Annotated in this window: 18 protein-coding genes and 1 pseudogene; 9 read left to right on the forward strand and 10 right to left on the reverse strand. The window is 41.9% G+C overall.

Annotated elements, in window-relative coordinates; translation table 11 throughout:
- Positions 1 to 58 precede the first annotated feature (58 nt).
- Together I8751_RS02665 and I8751_RS02670 are read right to left on the reverse strand one after the other, a co-directional pair.
- Complete coding sequence (locus I8751_RS02665) at positions 59 to 403, reverse strand: hypothetical protein (protein WP_214437615.1); 345 nt, start codon at positions 401 to 403, stop codon at positions 59 to 61.
- Between the two features lie 205 nt (positions 404 to 608).
- The gene (locus I8751_RS02670) at positions 609 to 1,574 is read right to left on the reverse strand and encodes a metal ABC transporter substrate-binding protein (RefSeq protein WP_214437616.1); all 966 of its coding nucleotides are present in this window, start codon (positions 1,572 to 1,574) and stop codon (positions 609 to 611) included.
- 100 nt (positions 1,575 to 1,674) lie between these two features.
- Here I8751_RS02670 and I8751_RS02675 point away from each other — a divergent pair, with 100 nt between their 5' ends.
- From I8751_RS02675 to I8751_RS02700, 6 genes and pseudogenes are all read left to right on the forward strand, one after another.
- A complete protein-coding gene (locus tag I8751_RS02675) occupies positions 1,675 to 2,484 on the forward strand; it encodes a metal ABC transporter ATP-binding protein (RefSeq protein ID WP_214437617.1) in 810 nt (269 codons plus the stop codon).
- Between the two features lie 80 nt (positions 2,485 to 2,564).
- Entirely contained in the window at positions 2,565 to 3,410 is an 846-nt protein-coding gene (locus I8751_RS02680) for a metal ABC transporter permease (RefSeq protein WP_214437618.1), read from the forward strand.
- Between the two features lie 608 nt (positions 3,411 to 4,018).
- Positions 4,019 to 4,210: pseudogene (locus tag I8751_RS02685) on the forward strand (transposase); the annotation flags it as partial.
- A gap of 322 nt (positions 4,211 to 4,532) precedes the next feature.
- The gene (locus tag I8751_RS02690; RefSeq protein WP_214437691.1) at positions 4,533 to 5,318 is read left to right on the forward strand and encodes an HAD family hydrolase; all 786 of its coding nucleotides are present in this window, start codon (positions 4,533 to 4,535) and stop codon (positions 5,316 to 5,318) included.
- Positions 5,319 to 5,567: 249 nt separating this feature from the next.
- A complete protein-coding gene (locus I8751_RS02695; protein WP_214437619.1) occupies positions 5,568 to 6,743 on the forward strand; it encodes a DNA double-strand break repair nuclease NurA in 1,176 nt (391 codons plus the stop codon).
- Between the two features lie 92 nt (positions 6,744 to 6,835).
- The gene (locus I8751_RS02700) at positions 6,836 to 7,546 is read left to right on the forward strand and encodes a glycoside hydrolase family 24 protein (RefSeq protein ID WP_318780282.1); all 711 of its coding nucleotides are present in this window, start codon (positions 6,836 to 6,838) and stop codon (positions 7,544 to 7,546) included.
- 109 nt (positions 7,547 to 7,655) lie between these two features.
- Here the strand turns inward: I8751_RS02700 and I8751_RS02705 are convergent, their stop codons facing one another.
- Positions 7,656 to 7,847: a hypothetical protein gene (locus I8751_RS02705; RefSeq protein ID WP_214437620.1), complete on the reverse strand. Its 192-nt coding sequence runs from the start codon at positions 7,845 to 7,847 to the stop codon at positions 7,656 to 7,658.
- Between the two features lie 261 nt (positions 7,848 to 8,108).
- Between I8751_RS02705 and ftsH the strand changes: the two genes are divergently transcribed.
- Complete coding sequence (gene ftsH / locus I8751_RS02710) at positions 8,109 to 10,046, forward strand: ATP-dependent zinc metalloprotease FtsH (RefSeq protein WP_214437621.1); 1,938 nt, start codon at positions 8,109 to 8,111, stop codon at positions 10,044 to 10,046.
- A 137-nt stretch (positions 10,047 to 10,183) separates the two neighbouring features.
- Here the strand turns inward: ftsH and I8751_RS02715 are convergent, their stop codons facing one another.
- From I8751_RS02715 to I8751_RS02735, 5 genes are all read right to left on the reverse strand, one after another.
- Positions 10,184 to 10,525 (reverse strand): DUF5615 family PIN-like protein, encoded by a 342-nt coding sequence (locus I8751_RS02715; RefSeq protein WP_214437622.1) that lies wholly within the window; start codon positions 10,523 to 10,525, stop codon positions 10,184 to 10,186.
- Between the two features lie 3 nt (positions 10,526 to 10,528).
- Positions 10,529 to 10,855 (reverse strand): DUF433 domain-containing protein, encoded by a 327-nt coding sequence (locus I8751_RS02720; protein ID WP_214437623.1) that lies wholly within the window; start codon positions 10,853 to 10,855, stop codon positions 10,529 to 10,531.
- Between the two features lie 54 nt (positions 10,856 to 10,909).
- Positions 10,910 to 11,470 (reverse strand): Uma2 family endonuclease, encoded by a 561-nt coding sequence (locus tag I8751_RS02725; RefSeq protein ID WP_214437624.1) that lies wholly within the window; start codon positions 11,468 to 11,470, stop codon positions 10,910 to 10,912.
- 79 nt (positions 11,471 to 11,549) lie between these two features.
- A complete protein-coding gene (locus I8751_RS02730; protein ID WP_214437625.1) occupies positions 11,550 to 12,110 on the reverse strand; it encodes a Uma2 family endonuclease in 561 nt (186 codons plus the stop codon).
- A gap of 284 nt (positions 12,111 to 12,394) precedes the next feature.
- A complete protein-coding gene (locus tag I8751_RS02735; protein ID WP_214437626.1) occupies positions 12,395 to 15,820 on the reverse strand; it encodes a pentapeptide repeat-containing protein in 3,426 nt (1,141 codons plus the stop codon).
- Positions 15,821 to 15,976: 156 nt separating this feature from the next.
- Here I8751_RS02735 and I8751_RS02740 point away from each other — a divergent pair, with 156 nt between their 5' ends.
- Positions 15,977 to 16,138 carry a hypothetical protein gene (locus I8751_RS02740; RefSeq protein ID WP_214437627.1) on the forward strand — a complete coding sequence of 54 codons (162 nt, stop codon included), beginning with the start codon at positions 15,977 to 15,979 and terminating at the stop codon, positions 16,136 to 16,138.
- A 207-nt stretch (positions 16,139 to 16,345) separates the two neighbouring features.
- Here the strand turns inward: I8751_RS02740 and I8751_RS02745 are convergent, their stop codons facing one another.
- Positions 16,346 to 18,172, reverse strand: coding sequence for a WD40 repeat domain-containing protein (locus I8751_RS02745; RefSeq protein WP_225893913.1), 1,827 nt, complete (start codon positions 18,170 to 18,172; stop codon positions 16,346 to 16,348).
- 415 nt (positions 18,173 to 18,587) lie between these two features.
- Here I8751_RS02745 and I8751_RS02750 point away from each other — a divergent pair, with 415 nt between their 5' ends.
- Positions 18,588 to 19,604 carry a sulfate/molybdate ABC transporter ATP-binding protein gene (locus I8751_RS02750; RefSeq protein ID WP_214437628.1) on the forward strand — a complete coding sequence of 339 codons (1,017 nt, stop codon included), beginning with the start codon at positions 18,588 to 18,590 and terminating at the stop codon, positions 19,602 to 19,604.
- Between the two features lie 52 nt (positions 19,605 to 19,656).
- Here I8751_RS02750 and I8751_RS02755 read toward each other — a convergent pair whose 3' ends face one another.
- The gene (locus I8751_RS02755) at positions 19,657 to 19,986 is read right to left on the reverse strand and encodes a hypothetical protein (protein WP_214437629.1); all 330 of its coding nucleotides are present in this window, start codon (positions 19,984 to 19,986) and stop codon (positions 19,657 to 19,659) included.
- Positions 19,987 to 20,360 lie beyond the last annotated feature (374 nt).

The raw sequence follows: 20,360 nt of genomic DNA on the forward strand, positions 1-20,360 counted from the left end.
GGCATCAATAATAGAGACACAATTAATTAATCACGCCTCTACTTAATTAGCAAATAACCTACCACCAAATTCGGTTTCCATTTTCGTCAACTCGCGCTTCCCGAATTACATCAGAAATTTCTTCAGCATCTTTCACATGGTGAAGTGCTTTCTTCTCGCCGTCGGGTTCATCCACCACAAAGTAAGTCGGTACTGTAATATGGTCGCCTGTAATATCTGGAGAATCTACAGCAACCTGTTTTGCTTTCTCTTCAACTGATTGCGGCTGTTCGGCGATCACATCTCCTGGATTGGCGGTTAAATTTCTTTCTTTAGGTGTTGGCTCTTGTCTAGAATGCCGATCTTCACTAACTGGTTGATGAATCTCGGATTGATTATTTTGATTTTCTACTTCTTTATTCATGGTGCTTTCAGGAATTAAGATTATGTGCGTTTTCTATACCTCAATTTAGACAATTAAAGCTGTAATTTGTTCTTTCTTCGGAGGGAGTTTGTAATTAAAATAATATTTCCACGTCTGAGGTTATATGTTTTGTTTATGGGAATAGGGCATGGGGCATAGGGCATAGGGCATAGACTAATTTGGCATTTTTAAAATGATGCCAGATTTATTTATTTAGTTGAAACTCTGTATATTTACCGCCTAGCGCTTCTACAATAGTTCGGGTGTTTGCTTCAATCATTTTTATATAAGAATCTCCATCACTACCTTTTGCACCAATGGAATCAGAATATAGTTGACTTGGTGCTAATTTCACACCTGCTTCTTGGGCAACGGTTTTAATTAAAGCAGGGTTAATTGTAGTTTCAGCAAAAATTGCAGGCACACCGATCTTTTTAATTGACTCTACCAATCGCTGCACAGTTTGAGCGCTTGGTTGTTCTTCGGTGCTAATGCCAATTAAAGTACCTGCGATCGCTATGCCATAAGCATCTCCATAGTACTGAAATGCATCGTGCGTTGTCACAAGTTGGCGTTTATCTGAGGGGATAGTTTGAATTTGTTGTTTCGTCCAGCTATGCAACTGCTGTAATTCTTGAGTAAGTTGTGATGCATTTTGGGTAAATTGTTCTTGATCTTCCGGCGATAACTTGATTAAAGCATCCCGAATGGCATTTACCATTGCGATCGCATTTTCTACATTACCCCAAACGTGAGGATCTGGCACAACTTCGCCTTTGGCTTTTTCTAAGCGCAAAGGTTTGACAACTTCCCCCACAGGTAATTGTCGCGCCTTACCACCAGAGGCTTTCATTAACTTAATCAGTCCTGGTTCCAAGTTGTAACCGTTGTATAAAATCAATTCGGCTTCTTCTAAAATTCTGCTGTCTGCTGGTACGGGTTCGTAGACATGGGGATCAGTACCCGGTTTCAAAATTCCAGTTAGCTGAATTTCATCTCCCCCAACTTCTTGAGTCAAATCAGCAATAATCGTGCTAGTTGCAACCACTCGCGGCTTATCATCTGTCGCTGGAGAGGTAGGTTGTACACATCCGCCTATCCAAAGTCCTAACAACACTCCAACTATCGTCTGGCAGTAGTATCTGGCTTTTGAGTGAGTGATTCCTCTCATAGACTTGTTACACTTGTTTTCATATTCTTCTCATTTTTTAAGGTACATTATTCTCATATTCTTTTCATTTTTATTTAATTTTATTCTCGAAAAAAACACGATGAAAACTATTGATTTTTCCTTAGAAGCCAGTTACAGCAATGATTCGAGCTACTTTATGAAAGACACCCTGAAAACCACTGCAACTATTAACATTGCCCATTTAGGGGTGGTTTATCGTACACAAGAGGCTTTGAGGGACATTAACTGCATTATCCAGCCAGGAAGGTTAACAGGAATTTTTGGCCCTAATGGTGCTGGTAAAAGTACTTTAATGAAGGCAATGCTAGGCTTGGTTCCTCTAAATAGTGGCACAGTGCTTTATCAGGGAAAACCCTTAATGCAACAAAGGTCAAAAGTTGCTTATGTACCCCAGCGCAGCCAAATAGATTGGACTTATCCCGCCACAGTTTGGGATGTAGTAATGATGGGACGGGTAAAGAAAACAGGTTGGTTGCGTAGCTTCTCAGCAGTGAGTCGCCAGCTGACAAAAAATGCCCTAGAGCGTGTTGGTATGATTGAATACGCTGAGCGTCCCATTGGACAACTTTCAGGAGGACAGCAGCAACGGGTATTTTTAGCTCGTGCATTGGTACAGCAAGCAGATATTTTCTGCTTTGATGAACCTTTAGTAGGCATAGATCAGAAAACCCAAGCAGTAATTTTTGAAGTCTTCCAAGAACTGACTGCTGCCGGTAAAATCGTGTTGGTAGTCAATCACGACTTAGGAGAATCAATCACTCATTTTGATGATTTAATATTATTAAATTGCGAATTAATTGCCACAGGTTCACGGCAACAAGTCCTTACAGAACAGAACCTACATCGCGCTTACAGTGGTAAAGTCATGTACTATTCTGATGCGGCATAGACTAGGGGCTAGGGACTAGGGGCTAGAGTGATGTATTCGATCAAAATCAAAACTGCTAGAGAAGTTACTAATAAATCCTTATGTTCCAAGCATTAATTGAGCCGTTGCAATATGGCTTTATGCAACGATCACTCGTCATTGCCATTTTAGTCGGCTTATTGTGTGCTGTTGTAGGCAGCTACTTGATGGTTCAAAGGTTAGCTTTGTTAGGTGATGCTATTAGTCACTCAGTTTTGCCAGGACTAGCGATCGCCTTTATGTTAGGAGCAAATATATATATAGGGGCATTTATCGCTGGGGTTGTAAGTACAATGGTGATTGCCTGGATTAGGACGCGATCGCCCATCAAAGAAGATGCAGCAATGGGTATAGTATTTTCGGCATTTTTTGCATTGGGAATTACCCTAATCACTGTCATTCAAAAAGATAATAAAATCGACCTCAATCACTTTTTATTTGGTAACATTCTCGGCGTAACTCTTGACGAAGTGCGAGACACCGCTATTATCGCCGCTATTGTTTTAATAGTCGTTTTTCTACTATATAAAGAACTCTTATTTTACACATTTGATCCTTTAGGCGCTCAAGCGGCAGGTTTGCCAGTTAATCGGCTAAACTTTGGATTAATGCTGCTAATTGCTTTAACTATTGTCGCTAGCATGAAAGCTGTGGGGGTAATTCTCGTACTATCGCTTCTCATTACACCGGGAGCAACCGCCTATCTTTTAGTGAAACGCTTGCATGAAGTGATGATTTTAGGTGCGGTAATTGGAGTAATTTCTAGTATCAGTGGGATGTATCTCAGTTACTTTTATAATTTGCCTTCTGGCCCTGCGATCGTTTTAGTAGTATCGGGATTATTTTTATTGGCATTATTATTTAGTCCTAAACACGGTGTTTTGATACCAACTGTGAATCAGAAATAAATCTGAAGTAATCAAAATTTTCTATTGATTATACAAACCATAGGATGAATTTACTAGCCATTGCTCATCATTTTTTTCTAAATATAGTAAACTTCCATACTGGGGTGGCCCGCCTAGGCAACGAGCAGTTATTTGAATCAATGCTTGAGAGAAATTGTGAGAAAAATCTGATCGAGTCAACCCATAGAAAACACATCACCGATGATCAGGAATCTCACAAAGTTGGTTATACTTTTTTTGAGAAATCAAAGTAACTTGATGATTTTCGATGAATGGAATTAATAAATTATGTTGATTGTTTATGAAAACCCAATCATCATAAGTATCTTTTTGGAGATTGTAGGAACCTTCAGGGAAAGTTAGAGAAAAAATACTACTAGATGTTTCAATTAGATATTCTCCCTGCATATGAGAATATTTAATGACAGCAGAAAAAACCTGTGTTTCATATTGCGATCGCATATTCTAATCGATTAACTAAAATATATTACCTATGATCTAATTTTTAATTACAAATTCTTAGAGGATGTTTGAAAAGTAGGGAGTTGAGTAAAAAAAGCTCTCAGGGCATAAGCTGTAAATACGTACATACAGCACCATTGAGAGCGATGAGTAAAGCATACTCCAGTAATCTGACTTTAACCCAGTGGGAATTATTAGAACCGTTAATTCCAGTAGCCAAAACAGGTGGTCGTCCTAGAGTGGTAGAGATGTGGCAAGTTATCAACGCAATTTTTTATGTATTGACACAGGGATGTACATGGCGAAATTTACCAGGGGACTTTCCCAATTGGCAAAGCCCAAACCTCGGAGACTTTTATCTATCTTGCTATGATTCGCATCATGGTGAGGCGTTTGGCATAAAATCTCACCTCTGATTAGTTTTCAAGCACCCTCTTAGGTATGTTAATAAAATTAAATTGTAGGGTGTGTTACCGCTTGAGCATAACGCACCTTAACTTGTTGATAGTGCGTTATCTTTGCCATGCCACTATATCTACAAAGGTAACAATACAACCATAATTTTTGAGCAAGCTATAAATTATAAAACACTAACAAAAATTACTGCATAATTTTAATTTGTCAGGTAAGCTGACAACAGCAGTTTTAACCCTCGAAACAATGACAGCAGGTAGTCCCACAATTTTAGCTTTAGATTTTGACGGAGTAATTTGCGATGGACTAATTGAATATTTTGAGGTAGCATGGCGTACCTACTGTCAAATTTGGTCGCCTGCTAACGATACACCACCAGATGATTTAGCTTTGAGATTCTACCGCCTGCGGCCTGTAATTGAAACAGGCTGGGAAATGCCTGTTTTAATCAAAGCATTGGTAGATAAAATTACTGAGGAAAAAATTCTTCAGGAATGGATAAATATTACCCCACAAATTTTGTTAGACAGCAATCTACAAGCAAAAGAAATCGGTGCGAAACTAGACCATGTGCGAGATGAGTGGATTAATATAGATTTGAATGAATGGTTGAGTTTACATAGATTTTATTCGGGTGTCATAGACAAAATAAAAGTGATTGTTGACAGTACAGTTAAGCTATACATCGTCACTACTAAAGAAGGGCGTTTCGTACAGCAGTTGTTGCAACGAGAAGGAGTAAATTTACCACCATCAGCAATCTTTGGTAAAGAGGTGAAACGCCCTAAATACGAAATTTTGCGAGAATTAATTCAGTTAGCAGAAGCACAACCAGTCAGCTTATGGTTTGTAGAAGACAGACTCAAGACATTGCAGTTAGTTCAACAGCAACCAGACCTTGGGGATGTGAAATTATTTCTGGCAGATTGGGGCTATAATACCCAACCAGAAAGAAAAGCCGCCCAAGATGACCCGCAAATTCAGCTATTATCCCTTTCTCAATTTGCTAAAAATTTCTCAAACTGGGGTTAAAAAAGTAAGATAATTTCATGCAGAGGCGCTAAGATAACCTCTGCGTGAAATATTAACTGTAAAATTTGTAATCTTCGTCTAATATAGCGATTTTCACATTCGTGAGGTATAGCAAGAAATAATTAACTGCCGATAGAAGAGGATGAACGCAGGTGTAGGTAGACACGTAAACGGCTTGCCGCAGGCTACGCAGAGAAATTTCTACCTCAGCAAACTAGGAAACACTATATAAATAAAATTTAAAAACCTATGCTTGATCTGAATAAATTAGCGCGGCAAATGCAAGGTTTAAGCCAGCATCTTACCTTAGAAGCTGTTGCCAGTCGTCAGCGTTTAGAATTAGCGCAACAATATCTAAAAAAAGCTTACGATTGTCAACAAGATTTAATTGAACGTCAAGAAAAATGGCGCGATCGCATTATTTTTGGTAATGCCACTCCCACCGAACCACTAGAAACCTGCATTGATATTCCAGTTCCCCCAAAAATTCATACTGTTATTTCTACTGACGGTTCTCAAATTGCCCCCAACCACCACGAAATTGCTTATTGCTATCTATTAAATATTGGCAGAGTCGTTTTGCATTACGGGCAAAATCGCCAGCCTCTATTAGATAGTTTGCCAGAAGTATTTTATCGCCCCGAAGATTTATATATGTCTCGGCAGTGGGGAATTAGAACCGAAGAATGGATGGGTTTTCGGCGTACTGCTAGTGAAACAACAGTTTTAGCAGAACTCGCCTGTGCAGTCAAAACAGAAGCACCAACCCTAGCAATGGTGGATGGTTCGTTAATTTACTGGTTTTTAGAACAGTTGCCCATTGATGCCCGCGATCGCATCTTACCTCCAATTTTGGAAGCTTGGCAGCAAATGCGTGATGCTCAAATTCCCCTGATGGGCTATCTCAGCGCTTCTCGCAACATCGAAGGTATGAACTTTCTACGTTTGTTAGCTTGTCCCCATCCCGTACCTGACTGTCTAAGTTATTGCCCAAATCAGTTAGAAAAAGTACCTTGTAAAGTTTTTGAACCTTTGCGAGATACTGCCCTTTGGGTAACTCAACTTAAACCGGGACAACGCGGCCCTCTGTGGCGCAGCAATAACCGCATTTTAGAACTCTATGGCGACCAAATTATTTACTTCTGCTACGTTCATGTTGGTACTGAAATTGCCAGAATCGAAATTCCCGCCTGGGTAGCTGAGAACACAGCTATGTTTGACCAAGCACTAGGATTAATGTTGGCACAAGTACAAAAAGGCTATGGCTACCCTGTGGCGATCGCTGAAGCCCATAATCAGGCTGTAGTACGTGGTGGTGATAAAGCACGTTTTTTTGCCCTTTTAGAAAGACAAATGATTAAAGCTGGTTTGAGAAATGTGGGAACTTCTTACAAAGAAGCTAGAAAGCGAGGCAGTATTGCTTAAACAGATAATTTGCTAGATTTGGAGTAGTGAACTTTGCTGAAAAAAAGTGCGTCAATAATTATTGTTGATTAAGCAAGTGAATTTGGAGGAGTGTGACTCTGAAAGGCTTTGAACTCAAAGGAGTTGAAAAATTAATTGGCCCCATAGCCGCACTTCTTGGCTTTATATGTTTGTTGCAGTGGTACATATATGGAGAATTGCGATCGCATTCCGATCCTGTCTTTAACGTCAAACAGCCACCTTTAGTCATGAAAGGTGGTGATCCTCACATCCGCGCTTTAATGCGAACCATCTCAGCCAGTGAAGCAAATGGCAACCGTCCCTATTCTCTGTTGTATGGCGGACAGCAGGTCAATGATCTCAACCGCCATCCTGAGATATGTGTCACCATCGTTACTGGGCCAAACACGGGTAATTGTTCTACAGCGGCTGGCAGATATCAAATTATCAATACTACTTGGTTTCAAATTGCGCCACGCTATCACCCAAGTCCGGCACGATTGATGCTTTGGACTTCTTATAGTTTTGAACCAGAGTATCAAGACTTAGTAGTTTATCGTTGGTTGAATGATTCGCAAGTTTGGGGAACTAATATTTCTCAACTGCTCAATCAAGGAAAATTAAATGAAGTGTTACGGCGGCTATCCCCCACTTGGACAAGTTTGGGATACGGCATAGAAACTAATTCTATAAGTAGCTCATTACCGAAGATTTATCAGAAAATGTTGGCAGAGGAATTAACAGCAGCTAATCAACCAGCATCACCAAATGTTACCCCAACTACTCGACCAGCCCGAAAATGATAAGTGCAGGGGAGCAGAGGAGGAATAACAACTGACAACTGACCACTGACAACTGACCACTAACAAAAACTCTCAAAGCGCAAGTGGCGTGGAATTTTTTATTTTGGAGTTAATTTTGTTTTTGTGTTTGGAATCGCCATAATAAAGCGATCGCTAGAATTACAATTGGCAAAAAAACAAAAATCAATCCATTGGTTGCTGTAGCTGGAATCGAGAAACTTGGAGCTACATACTTAATCAATAGTGATATCAAAGCAGAAAGCACAAACAATTTGATCACAAATCCTAGTTGATTTTCCATATAAAAGTACGGCAATACGTATTTTCCTGTGGGGTATGTACTAATTCGGGCTGTTGCCTACATTTTCTAGAATAGATCTACAGAGACATGCCTTGACCAAACCATGCAAAGAGCAAGGGAGCAGGAAACAGGCTTGAAAGTCTCTTGGTGTGGAGGTTTTATGAGCAGTGTATGTCCTAAGCTACCTGGTAACTGCTATAAAAATTCAATAATTCCTAATTCATAACTCTCAACTCATAACTCATTTGAGGGTACATCAAAATGCCTGTTGATACTAACAATAAAAGGCAAGTCAAACCGCCAAAAGGACGGCAATTTGGGGGCGGTTTACTGATTTGGTTAACTCTGCTATTGATGCTTAACTTGATCGTCCCCAGTGTTTTTGCCCCGCGATCGCCACAAGTTCCTTATAGTGAATTTATTGCTCAGGTGGAAGCTGGTAAAGTACAGCGAGCAGTTGTGGGTAACAATCGCATTGAATATTCCATCAAAAATGAAACTTTAGATAGTAAACCTAGTGAAGAAGTATTCACGACTACGCCAGTCGCGCTGGATCTAGATTTACCTAAAATTCTCCGTAACCATAACGTAGAGTTTTCTGCACCACCGCCAAACGAAAATGGCTGGATTAGCACTTTACTCAGCTGGATTGCACCACCATTAATTTTCTTTGGAATTTGGGGTTTTTTAATCAGTCGCCAAGGTGCCGGCCCTGCTGCACTAACTGTAGGTAAAAGCAAAGCCCGTATCTACTCAGAAGGTAGCACTGGGGTGAAATTTTCAGATGTGGCTGGTGTAGATGAAGCCAAAGCCGAATTAGAAGAAATTGTTGATTTTCTCAGGAATGCTGGCAAATACACCACATTAGGAGCGAAAATTCCCAAAGGAGTGATGCTAGTTGGGCCTCCAGGAACAGGTAAAACCCTGCTGGCAAGGGCGATCGCTGGTGAAGTTGGTGTTCCTTTCTTCAGCATTTCTGGTTCGGAATTTATTGAACTATTTGTAGGTGTGGGTGCTTCACGAGTCCGCGATTTGTTTGAACAAGCCAAACAACAAGCTCCCTGTATTGTTTTTATCGATGAATTAGACGCATTGGGTAAATCTCGCGGTGGTGTTGGTGGTTTTGTTGGTGGTAATGATGAACGCGAACAAACCCTCAACCAGTTACTGAGTGAGATGGACGGCTTTGACGCGAACACAGGTGTAATTATCATCGCCGCCACCAACCGTCCCGAAGTCCTCGATCCGGCTTTACGCCGTCCCGGTCGTTTTGACCGTCAAGTTGTCGTTGATCGCCCTGATAAAATCGGTCGTGAGGCTATTCTCAAAGTCCATGCTAGAAACGTCAAATTAGCTAATGATGTTGATTTGGGCAAGATTGCTGTGAGAACTCCAGGCTTTGCTGGGGCAGATTTAGCTAACTTGGTGAATGAAGCTGCACTGTTGGCAGCTCGACAAAATCGCCAAGCCGTGACAATGGCAGATTTTAACGAAGCGATCGAGCGATTAGTGGCTGGTTTAGAAAAACGCTCTCGCGTCTTGAATGAAACTGAGAAAAAGACCGTAGCCTATCACGAAGTTGGTCACGCTATTATCGGTGCATTGATGCCTGGTGCTGGTAAAGTCGAAAAAATCTCCGTTGTACCCCGTGGCGTGGGTGCATTGGGTTACACAATTCAAATGCCGGAAGAAGACCGCTTCTTAATGCTAGAAGATGAAATCCGTGGTCGTATTGCGACTCTTTTAGGTGGACGTTCTGCCGAAGAAACTGTCTTTGGTAAAGTGTCTACGGGTGCTGCTGATGATATTCAAAAAGCTACTGAGTTGGCAGAACGTGCCATTACTCTTTATGGAATGAGCGATCGCCTGGGGCCAGTGGCGTTTGAGAAAATTCAACAGCAGTTTCTCGAAGGTTATAGCAACCCGCGCCGTGCTATTAGTCCTAAAGTTGCTGAAGAAATTGACCGTGAAGTTAAGCAGACATTGGATAATGCTCACCATATTGCTTTGAGTATTCTGCAATATAACCGTGACTTGTTAGAGTCAACCGCACAAGAACTGCTAGAAAAAGAAATCCTGGAAGGTTCCCAACTGCGCGATCGCCTCAACCAAGTAAAAGTACCAGATGAAATGACAGAATGGTTACGGACAGGTAAGTTATCAGAAGATAAACCATTGATGCAATCACTGTTGGTTTAAATTTCACGCAAAGAGTTTTGTTGTAGTTTGTTGATTGAAAAGCGTAGCGTCTGGCCTACGCTTTTTTGATGATCAGTTTATCAACTATACGCTGGCAAACATTTATTCATATTTCACATTTGTTGGCAGAACCTTCTTCAATTGGCAGGACGTACCACACGAATCAGTTTTCCTTGTAAAATTTCCTCTGCTGTCACAGCCTCATCTATCCGTGCTGCAAACTGTTCCCAGTTCCGATTATTGGTGCAAACAATAATACCGAAGTGCTTGGAGTTACCACGATGCAAGCGGATGAAATCATCTCGGTTGATAGTTAATATTGAGCGTTCTTGGCTGATGGCAAATGCGAGTACTTCGTCATCAGATATACCTTGATATGCATTACCTGCTTCCTGAACTGTCAAAACATCATGTCCCAAAGTACGTAATAATTCTACAACTGGAAACGGAAACTGCTCATCCGCATAAAAGCGTGTCATCGGCTAGGCTACCTGATTGCGTTTGATCGCCTCTTCGATTTCATCAGGGTAAGCTTTTGCATATACCCAAGCATTTGCCAAGTCAGTGACGGTAATAGTTGGATAGCTTGTCAAAATGTCAGCATCACTGTATCCAAGACGATGAGCTTCCACAAGTACCCAGATCGGAATACGAGTATTAGCGATGCGAGCTTCTCCACCACAGACTCTAGGGGTTTTCTCAATTCCTTGCCAATTGCTACCGAGACTTTGAGCGAGTAACTCAATAGCTTGCACCTTTTCGTTAGGGCTGAGGGCAAGAAGTTGTAGCTTTAAATCTTTGAGTGTCACGGATATAAATTATTTGATGTTGTAGAAGGCTACATTTTAAATTTTATCTTTACCTCAACTCAAACTCAACCAACCAAAAACCTGATCTACAGTTAGTTCTAATTCGATCCCCTCCAGGATGGGTAATTTATCAGCACCTTCGTATAATTCCACTCGCTGACCAGGAAAAATGCCCAGCACACTTTCGTCTTCTGGGTTGATTAACCAGCCGAGTTCAGTACCATTGCGCGAACAATGGAATAATTTACTCAACACTTTTTTTAATCTTTGGTCTGGGGAAAGAATCTCAATTGCCCAGTCGGGATGAATTTCAAAGCGGTTAGCAATTCTGCCAGATGGAGTTTTAGGAATCCTATCCCAGCGAAACACAGACGCATCAGGGACGATAGAAGCACCGCCAAAAGTACAGCGTAATTCGGGCAAAGCGTAAGCAATTTTTTGGCTTTCAGTTAAGTTATTAATGACATTACAAAATTTAGCCTGTAGTCGGCTATGTTCACCTTGAGGCATAGGTTTTTGAATGATTTCCCCGTTGATAAAATCTGATGCTGGTTCAGTTTCCGGCTGTTTGAGGAAGTCGTTTAAAGTTAGTTGGGGTTGACTAGCAATAGTCATAAGCAAATAGCATAGAGGGAATAGTTTTATTATGGGCGTTAGCTTGCCTCGCATCCTTGGTTGCTGATGACGCTGAAAATTATCTTTTTGGGAAACCTATGAGGCGCTGAACTTGGACAGATACATCAGGAAAAGATAGGGGGACAATAGTACCTGTGGTTAATGTCAGTTCTGTTGTGTATTGCCCATTTTTTAAATCTCGAAATACCAACAACTGAGAATTTTTGAGATTGACAACCCAATATTCAGCAATGCCTGCTTCTGCATAGATGTCTTTTTTATCACCTAAGTCTTTGCTCAAGGTGGACTGAGAAAATTCGATAATCCAGAATATGTCTTCAGGGTAAGGATGATGTTCTAAGTAGACCTCGCCTAAAGGTTTGACAATAGCAACATCGGGGACGGGTTCTGAGTCGTTAGGTAGGGTGATGGGTTTGGCATCGCGGATTTTTGCTCGTTCACCAAGCAGTGTGCGGAGATAATCGGCTGCTTCGGTATTGTAGTAGGCATGGGGTTCTCGTTCTGGGGGCATAACTATGAGGTCGCCGCGCAATAGTTCAATGGGTTGGTCATCAAAGATCCCTGCTTCTATTGCTCGGTGATAGCGTTCAATTGTCCATTTATAGGTAGTTACCGTCATAGCCGCCTTTTTTCTATCGCTTCGACAATAGCTTTAGTTTGATTTTAGTTTATGGGGAAATTTGTATAAGAGGACTTTTGTCTATGTATGCACCGGACATCTTGCAATGAGCCAGAACGACTGGAAGTCGCGGCTAAAGAAACGAAGTCCGCCTGCGCGGACTATGAAAAATTAAGGGTTTTAGAGCCTGCGTTCGCGTAGCGTTCCGAAAGGAAAGGCAGGCTTTGTTCGTGTAGCCGCGACTTCTAGTCGTTCGGCATTTATTTTTACTCCCCACTCCCGATTCATCCCTCAACTTGCCGCAATTCCTCTAATTCTTCTGGCGTGAGGGGATTATTTCCTGACTTCAGTGCTTCTATCCAGCGTAGCCGTCGCTGCTTGACATCTTCTGAATAATCGATTGCGCCACTGTTTACAGCAGCCTGAAAGTCTTCTAATGCCCCAACTAAGTCGCCTGTCAAAACTCTAGCCAGCCCCCGGCTGTCTTGATAGTTTTTATTGTCAGGGTCTAAAGTGACAGCTTTTTCACATATGGGGAGAACATTTTTAGCATAACCATGTAAACAACCAACCAAGCAGATGCTATTACAAAATTCAGCAGAATTTATCAAACTAGGGTCAAATATTTGGGCTTGCTTGAAAGCTTCCTGTGCTTCTTTTATTTTGCCTTCTTCCACCCAACTGATGCCTTGGCTTAAGGAAGCCGCAGCTGCAAAAGCTGAGTCTTGGGCCAACTCTGGAGATACAGCAACTGCTTCATGCAGCCCTTTTGCGTTTAGCCATTTTGTGTCACTGTTCCATACAACTGCTTTGAGGTCGGCATTGCTGAGGTCGGCATCGTTGAGGTTGGCATCGTTGAGGTTAGCACCGCTGAGGTTGGCACCGCTGAGGTTGGCATCGTTGAGGTTGGCATCGCTGAGGTTGGCATCGCTGAGGTTGGCACCGTTGAGGTTGGCATTGCTGAGGTTGGCATCGCTGAGGTTGGCACCGATAAGGTTAGCATTGCTGAGGTCGGCATCGTTGAGGTTGGCATTGTTGAGGTTGGCACCGATAAGGTTAGCATCGCTGAGGTCTGCATCGCTGAGGTCTGCATTACTGAGGTTGGCAGAACCTAGGTATGTATCCCTGAGGTTAGCACGCCTGAGGTCGGCCCACCTGAGGTCGGCACGTCTGAGGTGTGTATCGCCAAGGTAAGTATCCCTGAGGTCGGCACCGCTGAGAAATAATCCTAAGTTGTCGTTAAAGGCAAAGACACCCAAGCAATGGCTATAGCCGATAATACGGAGTAAGCGTTGTGAGTCAAATTGATCGCTATCAAGTTTACCGCAAGGGTGAAAGCTGATTTTGTCTTTAAGATCGTCTTTTGTTTTGGCATAGCGATGCAACTCTAACAGCACAATCATCACATTCAGCCCTGTACAAACATCCACCTGTCGCAATCCCAAGTGATTTTCTCGCTCTGGTAACTGCTCCCGCAATTGTTTTTTCTTCATCTGGGGCAGATTTACATCTTCTGCATCAATAAATTCCCCATCGCACCAACACAAGTAGAAATACTCCAATCGCTGAAACAGTTGACACAAGCGTTCTACGTCTTGAAATTCTGAACTCTCAGCCAACAACCCCATCAAATATTCGACAATCTCACGGGTTAAGTTCCCATAGCCGAATAAATCGTAAATCTGCTTATCCATTTCGGATGTAGTAACTGAGTCTTCTTCGCGCTTACGCTTGGGTATCTTCGTTGTCCAATCTACAAAGCTTTCTAGTAACCGTTCTGCAAATAAAAACTCGCTAAAACTCTTGTGGACAAATTCCACAGAACCGCCTTTATCGCCTGAGGCTGGTTTGATATAGAATGCCGTCAACAGGTTATTGAGTAGTTTATCTTGTTGATTTTTTTCCGAGTCATTTCCTTGTCTGGCTTGCTGAATTAACTTTGCTGCGGGGTTGTTGCTATCTTTGAGTCGTGTTTCTAACATCGCCACTCTCGCGGATTCATTCCCAGACTGCACGACACACAAAGCGGCTTCAGTGAGAAACTGCCGCAAATCGTCACTCTCCAATCCAGTCAAGCGGTAGTTATCATTTTGATTTTTACTGTCGCGCTGTTTTTCTAATACCCACTTCACCGACTCATCATAGATGCGGATTTTTGCTTTAATAGCGTCTGCGCCTGCAAACATTTCGGAGTTGAGACGTTTGTCTCGGTGCATCTGTGCCAGTAAATAGAGTAGTAAAGGTTCTCGTGCTAATTTATTTTTGACTTCATCAGGGCAAGCCTGCAAAAATTCTTCAAATTCATTCTTGTTAACTTGAGCTGCAATTGCCCATTTTTTCAGCCATGTTTGCCGAAGTGAGTCATCCATTGGCTGAAGTTCGACGCGCTTCAAGCTTTTGGTTTGTGAGAGAAAGCGCTCATTTCCTTGTAATGCTAAAGGACGACCTGTAACTAAAAACTGATGATGACAAAGGCGGTCTTTTTGAAACTGCTCTACCTGTTCCAAAAATTCTTTTAAGCCGCCGCTGGCTCGTCCTTCCAGCAACAGCTCATCAAACCCATCCAATAAAAACAAAAACCGAGTATTTTTATCTGTTAGCCAACCTGAATCACTGGTGACAAAATCAACGTGTTGTAAATAGTTTTCTAAAGTATCAGTTAAGTTATCTTTTAGTACGCGCAAATCTCGCAACCGAATCAGAATTGGTGTAAAGCTGGGATGCAATTCGCGCTGTACCCAATCAGCAAACATCCGGCAAAAGACACTTTTCCCACGTCCCGCTTCGCCCTGAATAAACAAAACTTGTTTGTGTTTTGAGTCTGAGTCATTCAGTATTGCCTTAACCCATTCCTCAATTTCGAGATTTGCATCGTCTTTGGTATCTAATTCTTTGACTTGCAAAGGTACATACAAATCTCGAAAGGTAATATCACTTTCTTCAAAAATGGTTTCTTCTGGCTTGGGTTTAATTACCTGTTCCAAATAATCTTCAATATTCAGATTTTTCTCTAGCTTTTCTTTGCCTCCGGCGCTGTACCATTTCCAAAGTTTGTCTGCTTTCTCTCCGACTTCTACCAATGCGTCTTGCATATTGTCATCGGTGTGACGCGCCACCCGTTCAGTTAAGGTTTTGGCTTCTGTCTCAGTTAATCCGGCTTCTTGTAAGCGCTGCTGTAAAATCTGATTAAATGATTCTGCTAGTTGAGATTCGTGAAAATAGAGGATGGCTTTTTTTACTTCCCGCTGCTCAAATTCTTGCTCACCTAATTTCTGAATCTGCAAAGCTAAAGTATGAGAAGCTGGAAGGTTGGAATCAATTTTCTGGAGTAATGCGGCATCTTGTTTGAGAATGTCCTGAAAGCTATCTATATACGCAGCTTGACTAACGAGAATCACGCAGCTTTCTAAACTTGGTTCTTTGTGGGTTGCATCAATAATGAACTTGAGGATAGTAATGGCGATGGGTGCAAAGGGAATTACTTCTTTAGTAATTTGACCGAGAGGAGAATTAAATACATCTAGTAGCGACGAAATCTGTTCTACATAAGGTTTGAAGTTTTTAACGTTGGGTTGTTGCTCTTCGATGGCTTTTGCCAAATCAAGCACGGCTTTAGCTGCTTCGGCTCCAGTCTTTGTTACCTCTACGCTTTGTCCCCAGTTCAATTCCTGAATGTTTGTCCAAAACTTCCACAGCTTCGTCATTGCCATAGACTACTCCACAACACCATTAATTTGGTAAAAATGCACCTGGTATTACTTAATTCAGCATCAACCAGCCAATAATTTGGTATCACTGAATGTAGGTAACTGATCAGCTATTGTATATAATTTCACTCGCTAGCTGGGAAACACTGTTGGTAGAGGATGAAATCTCACGCAGAGGAGCCAGTGCGTTGGGCGGCTAGCCTTCGGCGCCGACTTGTAGCAACTGGCGTAGCCCAGAGGCGCGGAGAGTTTTTAGAGTTTGTTGGCTACGAGTATCAAAGACTCATCCACGAATATAAAAGACTCGCCCGCGAGTATTAAAGGCTCGCCCACGAGTATTAAAGACTCTTCCGCGAATATAAAAGGCTCTCCCGCGAGTATTAAAGGCTCGCCCACGAGTATTAAAGACTCGCCCACGAATATAAAAGACTCGCCCGCGAGTATTAAAAGCTCTCTCGCGAATATAAAAGACTCGCCCACGAGTATCAAAGACTAGATAATTACGAATTACGAATTACGAATTACGAATTAACTCCGTTGCCAGATTTTAATTGTCTTATCCAAACTGCCGCTTACTAACATTTCGCCGGAATCGGTAAAGGCTAATGCTGTAACTATGTTGCTATGGCCTGTAAAGGTAGCCAGCAGTTCTCCTGTTTGTACATGCCACAATTTGATGGTTTTATCTGCACTACCACTGGCGATAATTTGCTCATCAGGACTCAAGGCGATCGCATATACTCTATCTGTATGTCCTTTAAGTGTGCGAATTAATTCTCCCGCCTCTAAATCCCAAATTTTAATTGTCTGATCCCAACTACCGCTGACGAGTAATTTAGCATCGGCACTCATAGCCAGGGAACCAACGATGTGAGAATGACCCATGAGGGTATGCTGTGGTTCTGCATCTTTGAAAGTTTTGGCTTTTGTGGGGAGTAAGGTCTGCCAAACTTTAATTTTGCGATAGCTACCTGTAACCAGAGTTTGTCCATCTCTGCTTAAAACTAGGGAATGAGCAGCTGTATCATCTAGAGAAAGGGCGATCGCTACTTGACGACGCATTAAATCCCAAAATAAAATTCTTCTGTCATCTCCACCAGTTGCTACCATTCTGCCATCGGGGGTGAAGGCTACGCAGCGTACCATGCCGTTATGCTTGTGCATAATATCGATCAAGTCTAGTGCGCCTACATGCCAAATCTTAATTGTGGAGTCTGCACCGCCACTAACTAAAGTCTGTCCGTCTGCACTAAAGGCTAGAGAATTAACTTGATCTACTAGCCCAGATACCACCCAAGGGTACTCTGATAATGTCTCTATTAATTCACCCTTGGTTAAATCCCAGAGTTTTGTTTCTCCCAGACTGCCACTTGCTAATATGGGTGATGTTTTGGCATTCTTAGACCGAGAACTCTTGACTGTAGAGATTCTAGAAGAATAGGCTAGGCAATTAATGCCTTGAGTATGCCCTTTTAATGTCTGCCAGCATTCCCAATCGCCAATTATATCTTTTTGGGGATGCTCTGATGGTAAAGTCTGAATTATGGGAGCGATCGCTTCTGCATTAACTAATGACAGTGCATCCTTTTCAGCAATTTTCTTATTGCTTAGTGATTCTAAATACCAACTCAATCCCCCCGCATACAACAAGTTACTCGGAGTGACATAGAGTTTTGCTTCACTAGATTCAACTTGATTAGTAGGTAAAAAACCAGTAATAATTACGTGTTTTTCGTAACCTAATTTACCTGTAAATGGATAAAGTAAACACAGAAAAATTAATACTTGGTGATTATTTAAATCTTCTTGAGTAACTGACCACCTAATTTTATCTTTCTTAATACCGTTAAAGCTTTCTCCATCAGCAACGTAAACTTTAATACTTACATTAGGATTATCTGTTAACAAATAACTAAATTTACTTTCACCACGTAAATTACCCTCATCGTCTAAAACCATATTTTGCAAACTGTCTTGGGGTAATTTTTTTACTAGTTTCCCCAGACGTTCAGCCATGACTCGTTCAACAATTTGCTCTCGTACAATATAATCTTCTGCTTGTTGCTGGAAGTATTTAGGAAATGGGATCACCCAGTCGGGAGGTTCCGGATATTCCGGCGGTATAGGAGGCGGGTTTTTGGCGATAATTTCAGCTTGTTGGCGTGAAAATTCCAAAATTTCTGCCAATGGCTCGCCCAAAAATGCCACAATCTCACTGTGGCAACCTTTGACTTGGCTTCCCAGTAAAGATAGGTTATTAGTTTTGGGTTTCTTAACACGTTGAATGAAGTCAGCCTGTTGTGCCTTTAATAAGCTAATCCAATCCATCTGCATTCCAGTGGCAAAATATTGCATACCTAAGGTAAGCTATACCAACACAATTACTCAAGTTTATAACCTCTAGTTAATTAAAAATTCAGTGATCATCGCAGTCTCACAGAACACAGTTATAAACATGTATTTTTGGTCAGTATCAACCTAGACAGATGATATGACTGAGGTATAGACGATTTAAATAATGTCAGTCAATTCTAGCTAACCTAGATAGCAAGATACTGTTTCTAGGAAAACAGTTCGATCTCTAAAATCTTTTAATCCAACAAGTGTTGGTATAGTTATCGCCAAGTAGTTTAGAACAGAAACTAATCATAAAACCCTGACACCAAAAAACTTTCAATTCTGTTCCCTGTTGCCTACTTATATGGTATATATAAAAGCACGGTAATCCTAGCAATGAGCCGGAGATTTTAGTTGCAGAGGTACAGCACCAGTGGGCATAGTAGTTGAAAGTGTATCCAAGCATTTCGGAAGCTTTAAAGCAGTCGATCAGGTCAGTTTGGAAATCAAGAGTGGTTCCTTGGTTGCTTTGCTGGGGCCGTCAGGATCTGGGAAATCCACCTTGCTGCGGTTAATTGCGGGTTTAGAGATGCCAGATAGTGGCAAAATCTTGCTCACTGGTAAAGATGCCACATATCAAAGCGTGCAAGAACGAAATATTGGGTTTGTATTTCAGCACTATGCTTTATTTAAGCATTTAACTGTGCGCCAAAACATTGCTTTTGGCTTAGAAATTCGCAAAGCCCAAACAAAGAAGATTAAAGGACGGGTAGAACAGTTATTAGAATTGGTGCAATTGAGTGGATTAGGCGATCGCTATCCATCACAACTTTCTGGTGGTCAAAGACAACGGGTAGCCTTAGCCAGGGCACTAGCGGTAGAACCCAGCGTATTATTGCTCGATGAACCTTTTGGCGCACTTGATGCCAAAGTCCGTAAAGACTTGCGGGCATGGTTACGCCGCCTCCATGATGAAGTTCATGTTACCACTGTTTTCGTCACCCATGACCAAGAAGAAGCAATGGAAGTCTCTGATGAAGTTGTGGTAATGAATCAAGGGCGTGTAGAACAGATAGGTACACCAGCTGAGATTTACGACAATCCTGCTACGGCATTTGTAATGAGCTTCATTGGGCCAGTCAACGTCTTACCCAATACCTCAAAGATTTTCCAAAGCAGTGGATTTGATTCGCAACATCCTCAAGTATTCTTGCGTCCCCAAGATGTAGTGATTGAAAGGCAGGCCAATGGTACTACTGCACCTGCGACAGTGACTCGATTAATACATTTGGGTTGGGAAATTCAGGTAGAATTAACCTTAGACGATGGGCAAGTTGTAGCAGCACATTTAACACGCGATCGCTTCAATGAGTTACAAATAGAACCACAACAGCGGGTATATGTGAAACCAAAAGATGCAAAATCTTTCCCTCTGTATTATTCCATTTAGGAGACAGGAGCTAGAACAGAGAATATCTCATTTTCTAACTCCTGAATTATTGCTACTGAACCACCGATTGCATATTTTGCAATTGACACTTCGCTTCGGCTGTACTCAAGCGATCGATTACCTGTTCTGCACTCATTAGACGCTTCAGTACTACTTGACCAATTGTCTTACTAGCAGTAATTGCTGAGGTTGTAGGTTTTACTTCCACAGTCAAAATAGCGTCTTCCACTCGATAAAGCCACAGCAATTCGTTATTTTCCACTAAACAAATACTTATTCGCTGAATATCTGGCTGCCGTCGCCACGCGGTTATCTGCCATAGACCTTCAGATGCCCACACTCTACCGACAGCCCATCCCTCAGAAAGAAAGAAATACTTCACGTTTTTAGTCTCTCACTATTAGACTTTTTAATCTCGTATTCACAACCTTGAAATCATCACCAGTGGATGATGTATAAAAATGAGATTTGTAACTAAAGCCATCACGACGAACTTTGACGAGAAGTCACCCTGCTTACGAATTTACGACAAATTTAATGAATGTGTGCAATTTTAATTAAATAAAAAGTTTTCAGCAGTTACCAAGAAGCGAAGGGGCAGGGAGCAGGGAGCAGGGGGAGCAATCCCTGCCCGGAGCCGTAGAGCAGAGCGGAACATGGGTATAAAGCCCCGCCCTTGGCGGGCGCTCTTGCTGGGGCGGAGTAACAAGCTCCGTTTCAGTTTTCTCCCTTGCTCCCTGCCCCCTGCTCCCCTGC

The organism is Atlanticothrix silvestris CENA357 (assembly GCF_016056295.1).
GTDB classification, from domain to species: domain Bacteria; phylum Cyanobacteriota; class Cyanobacteriia; order Cyanobacteriales; family Nostocaceae; genus Atlanticothrix; species Atlanticothrix silvestris.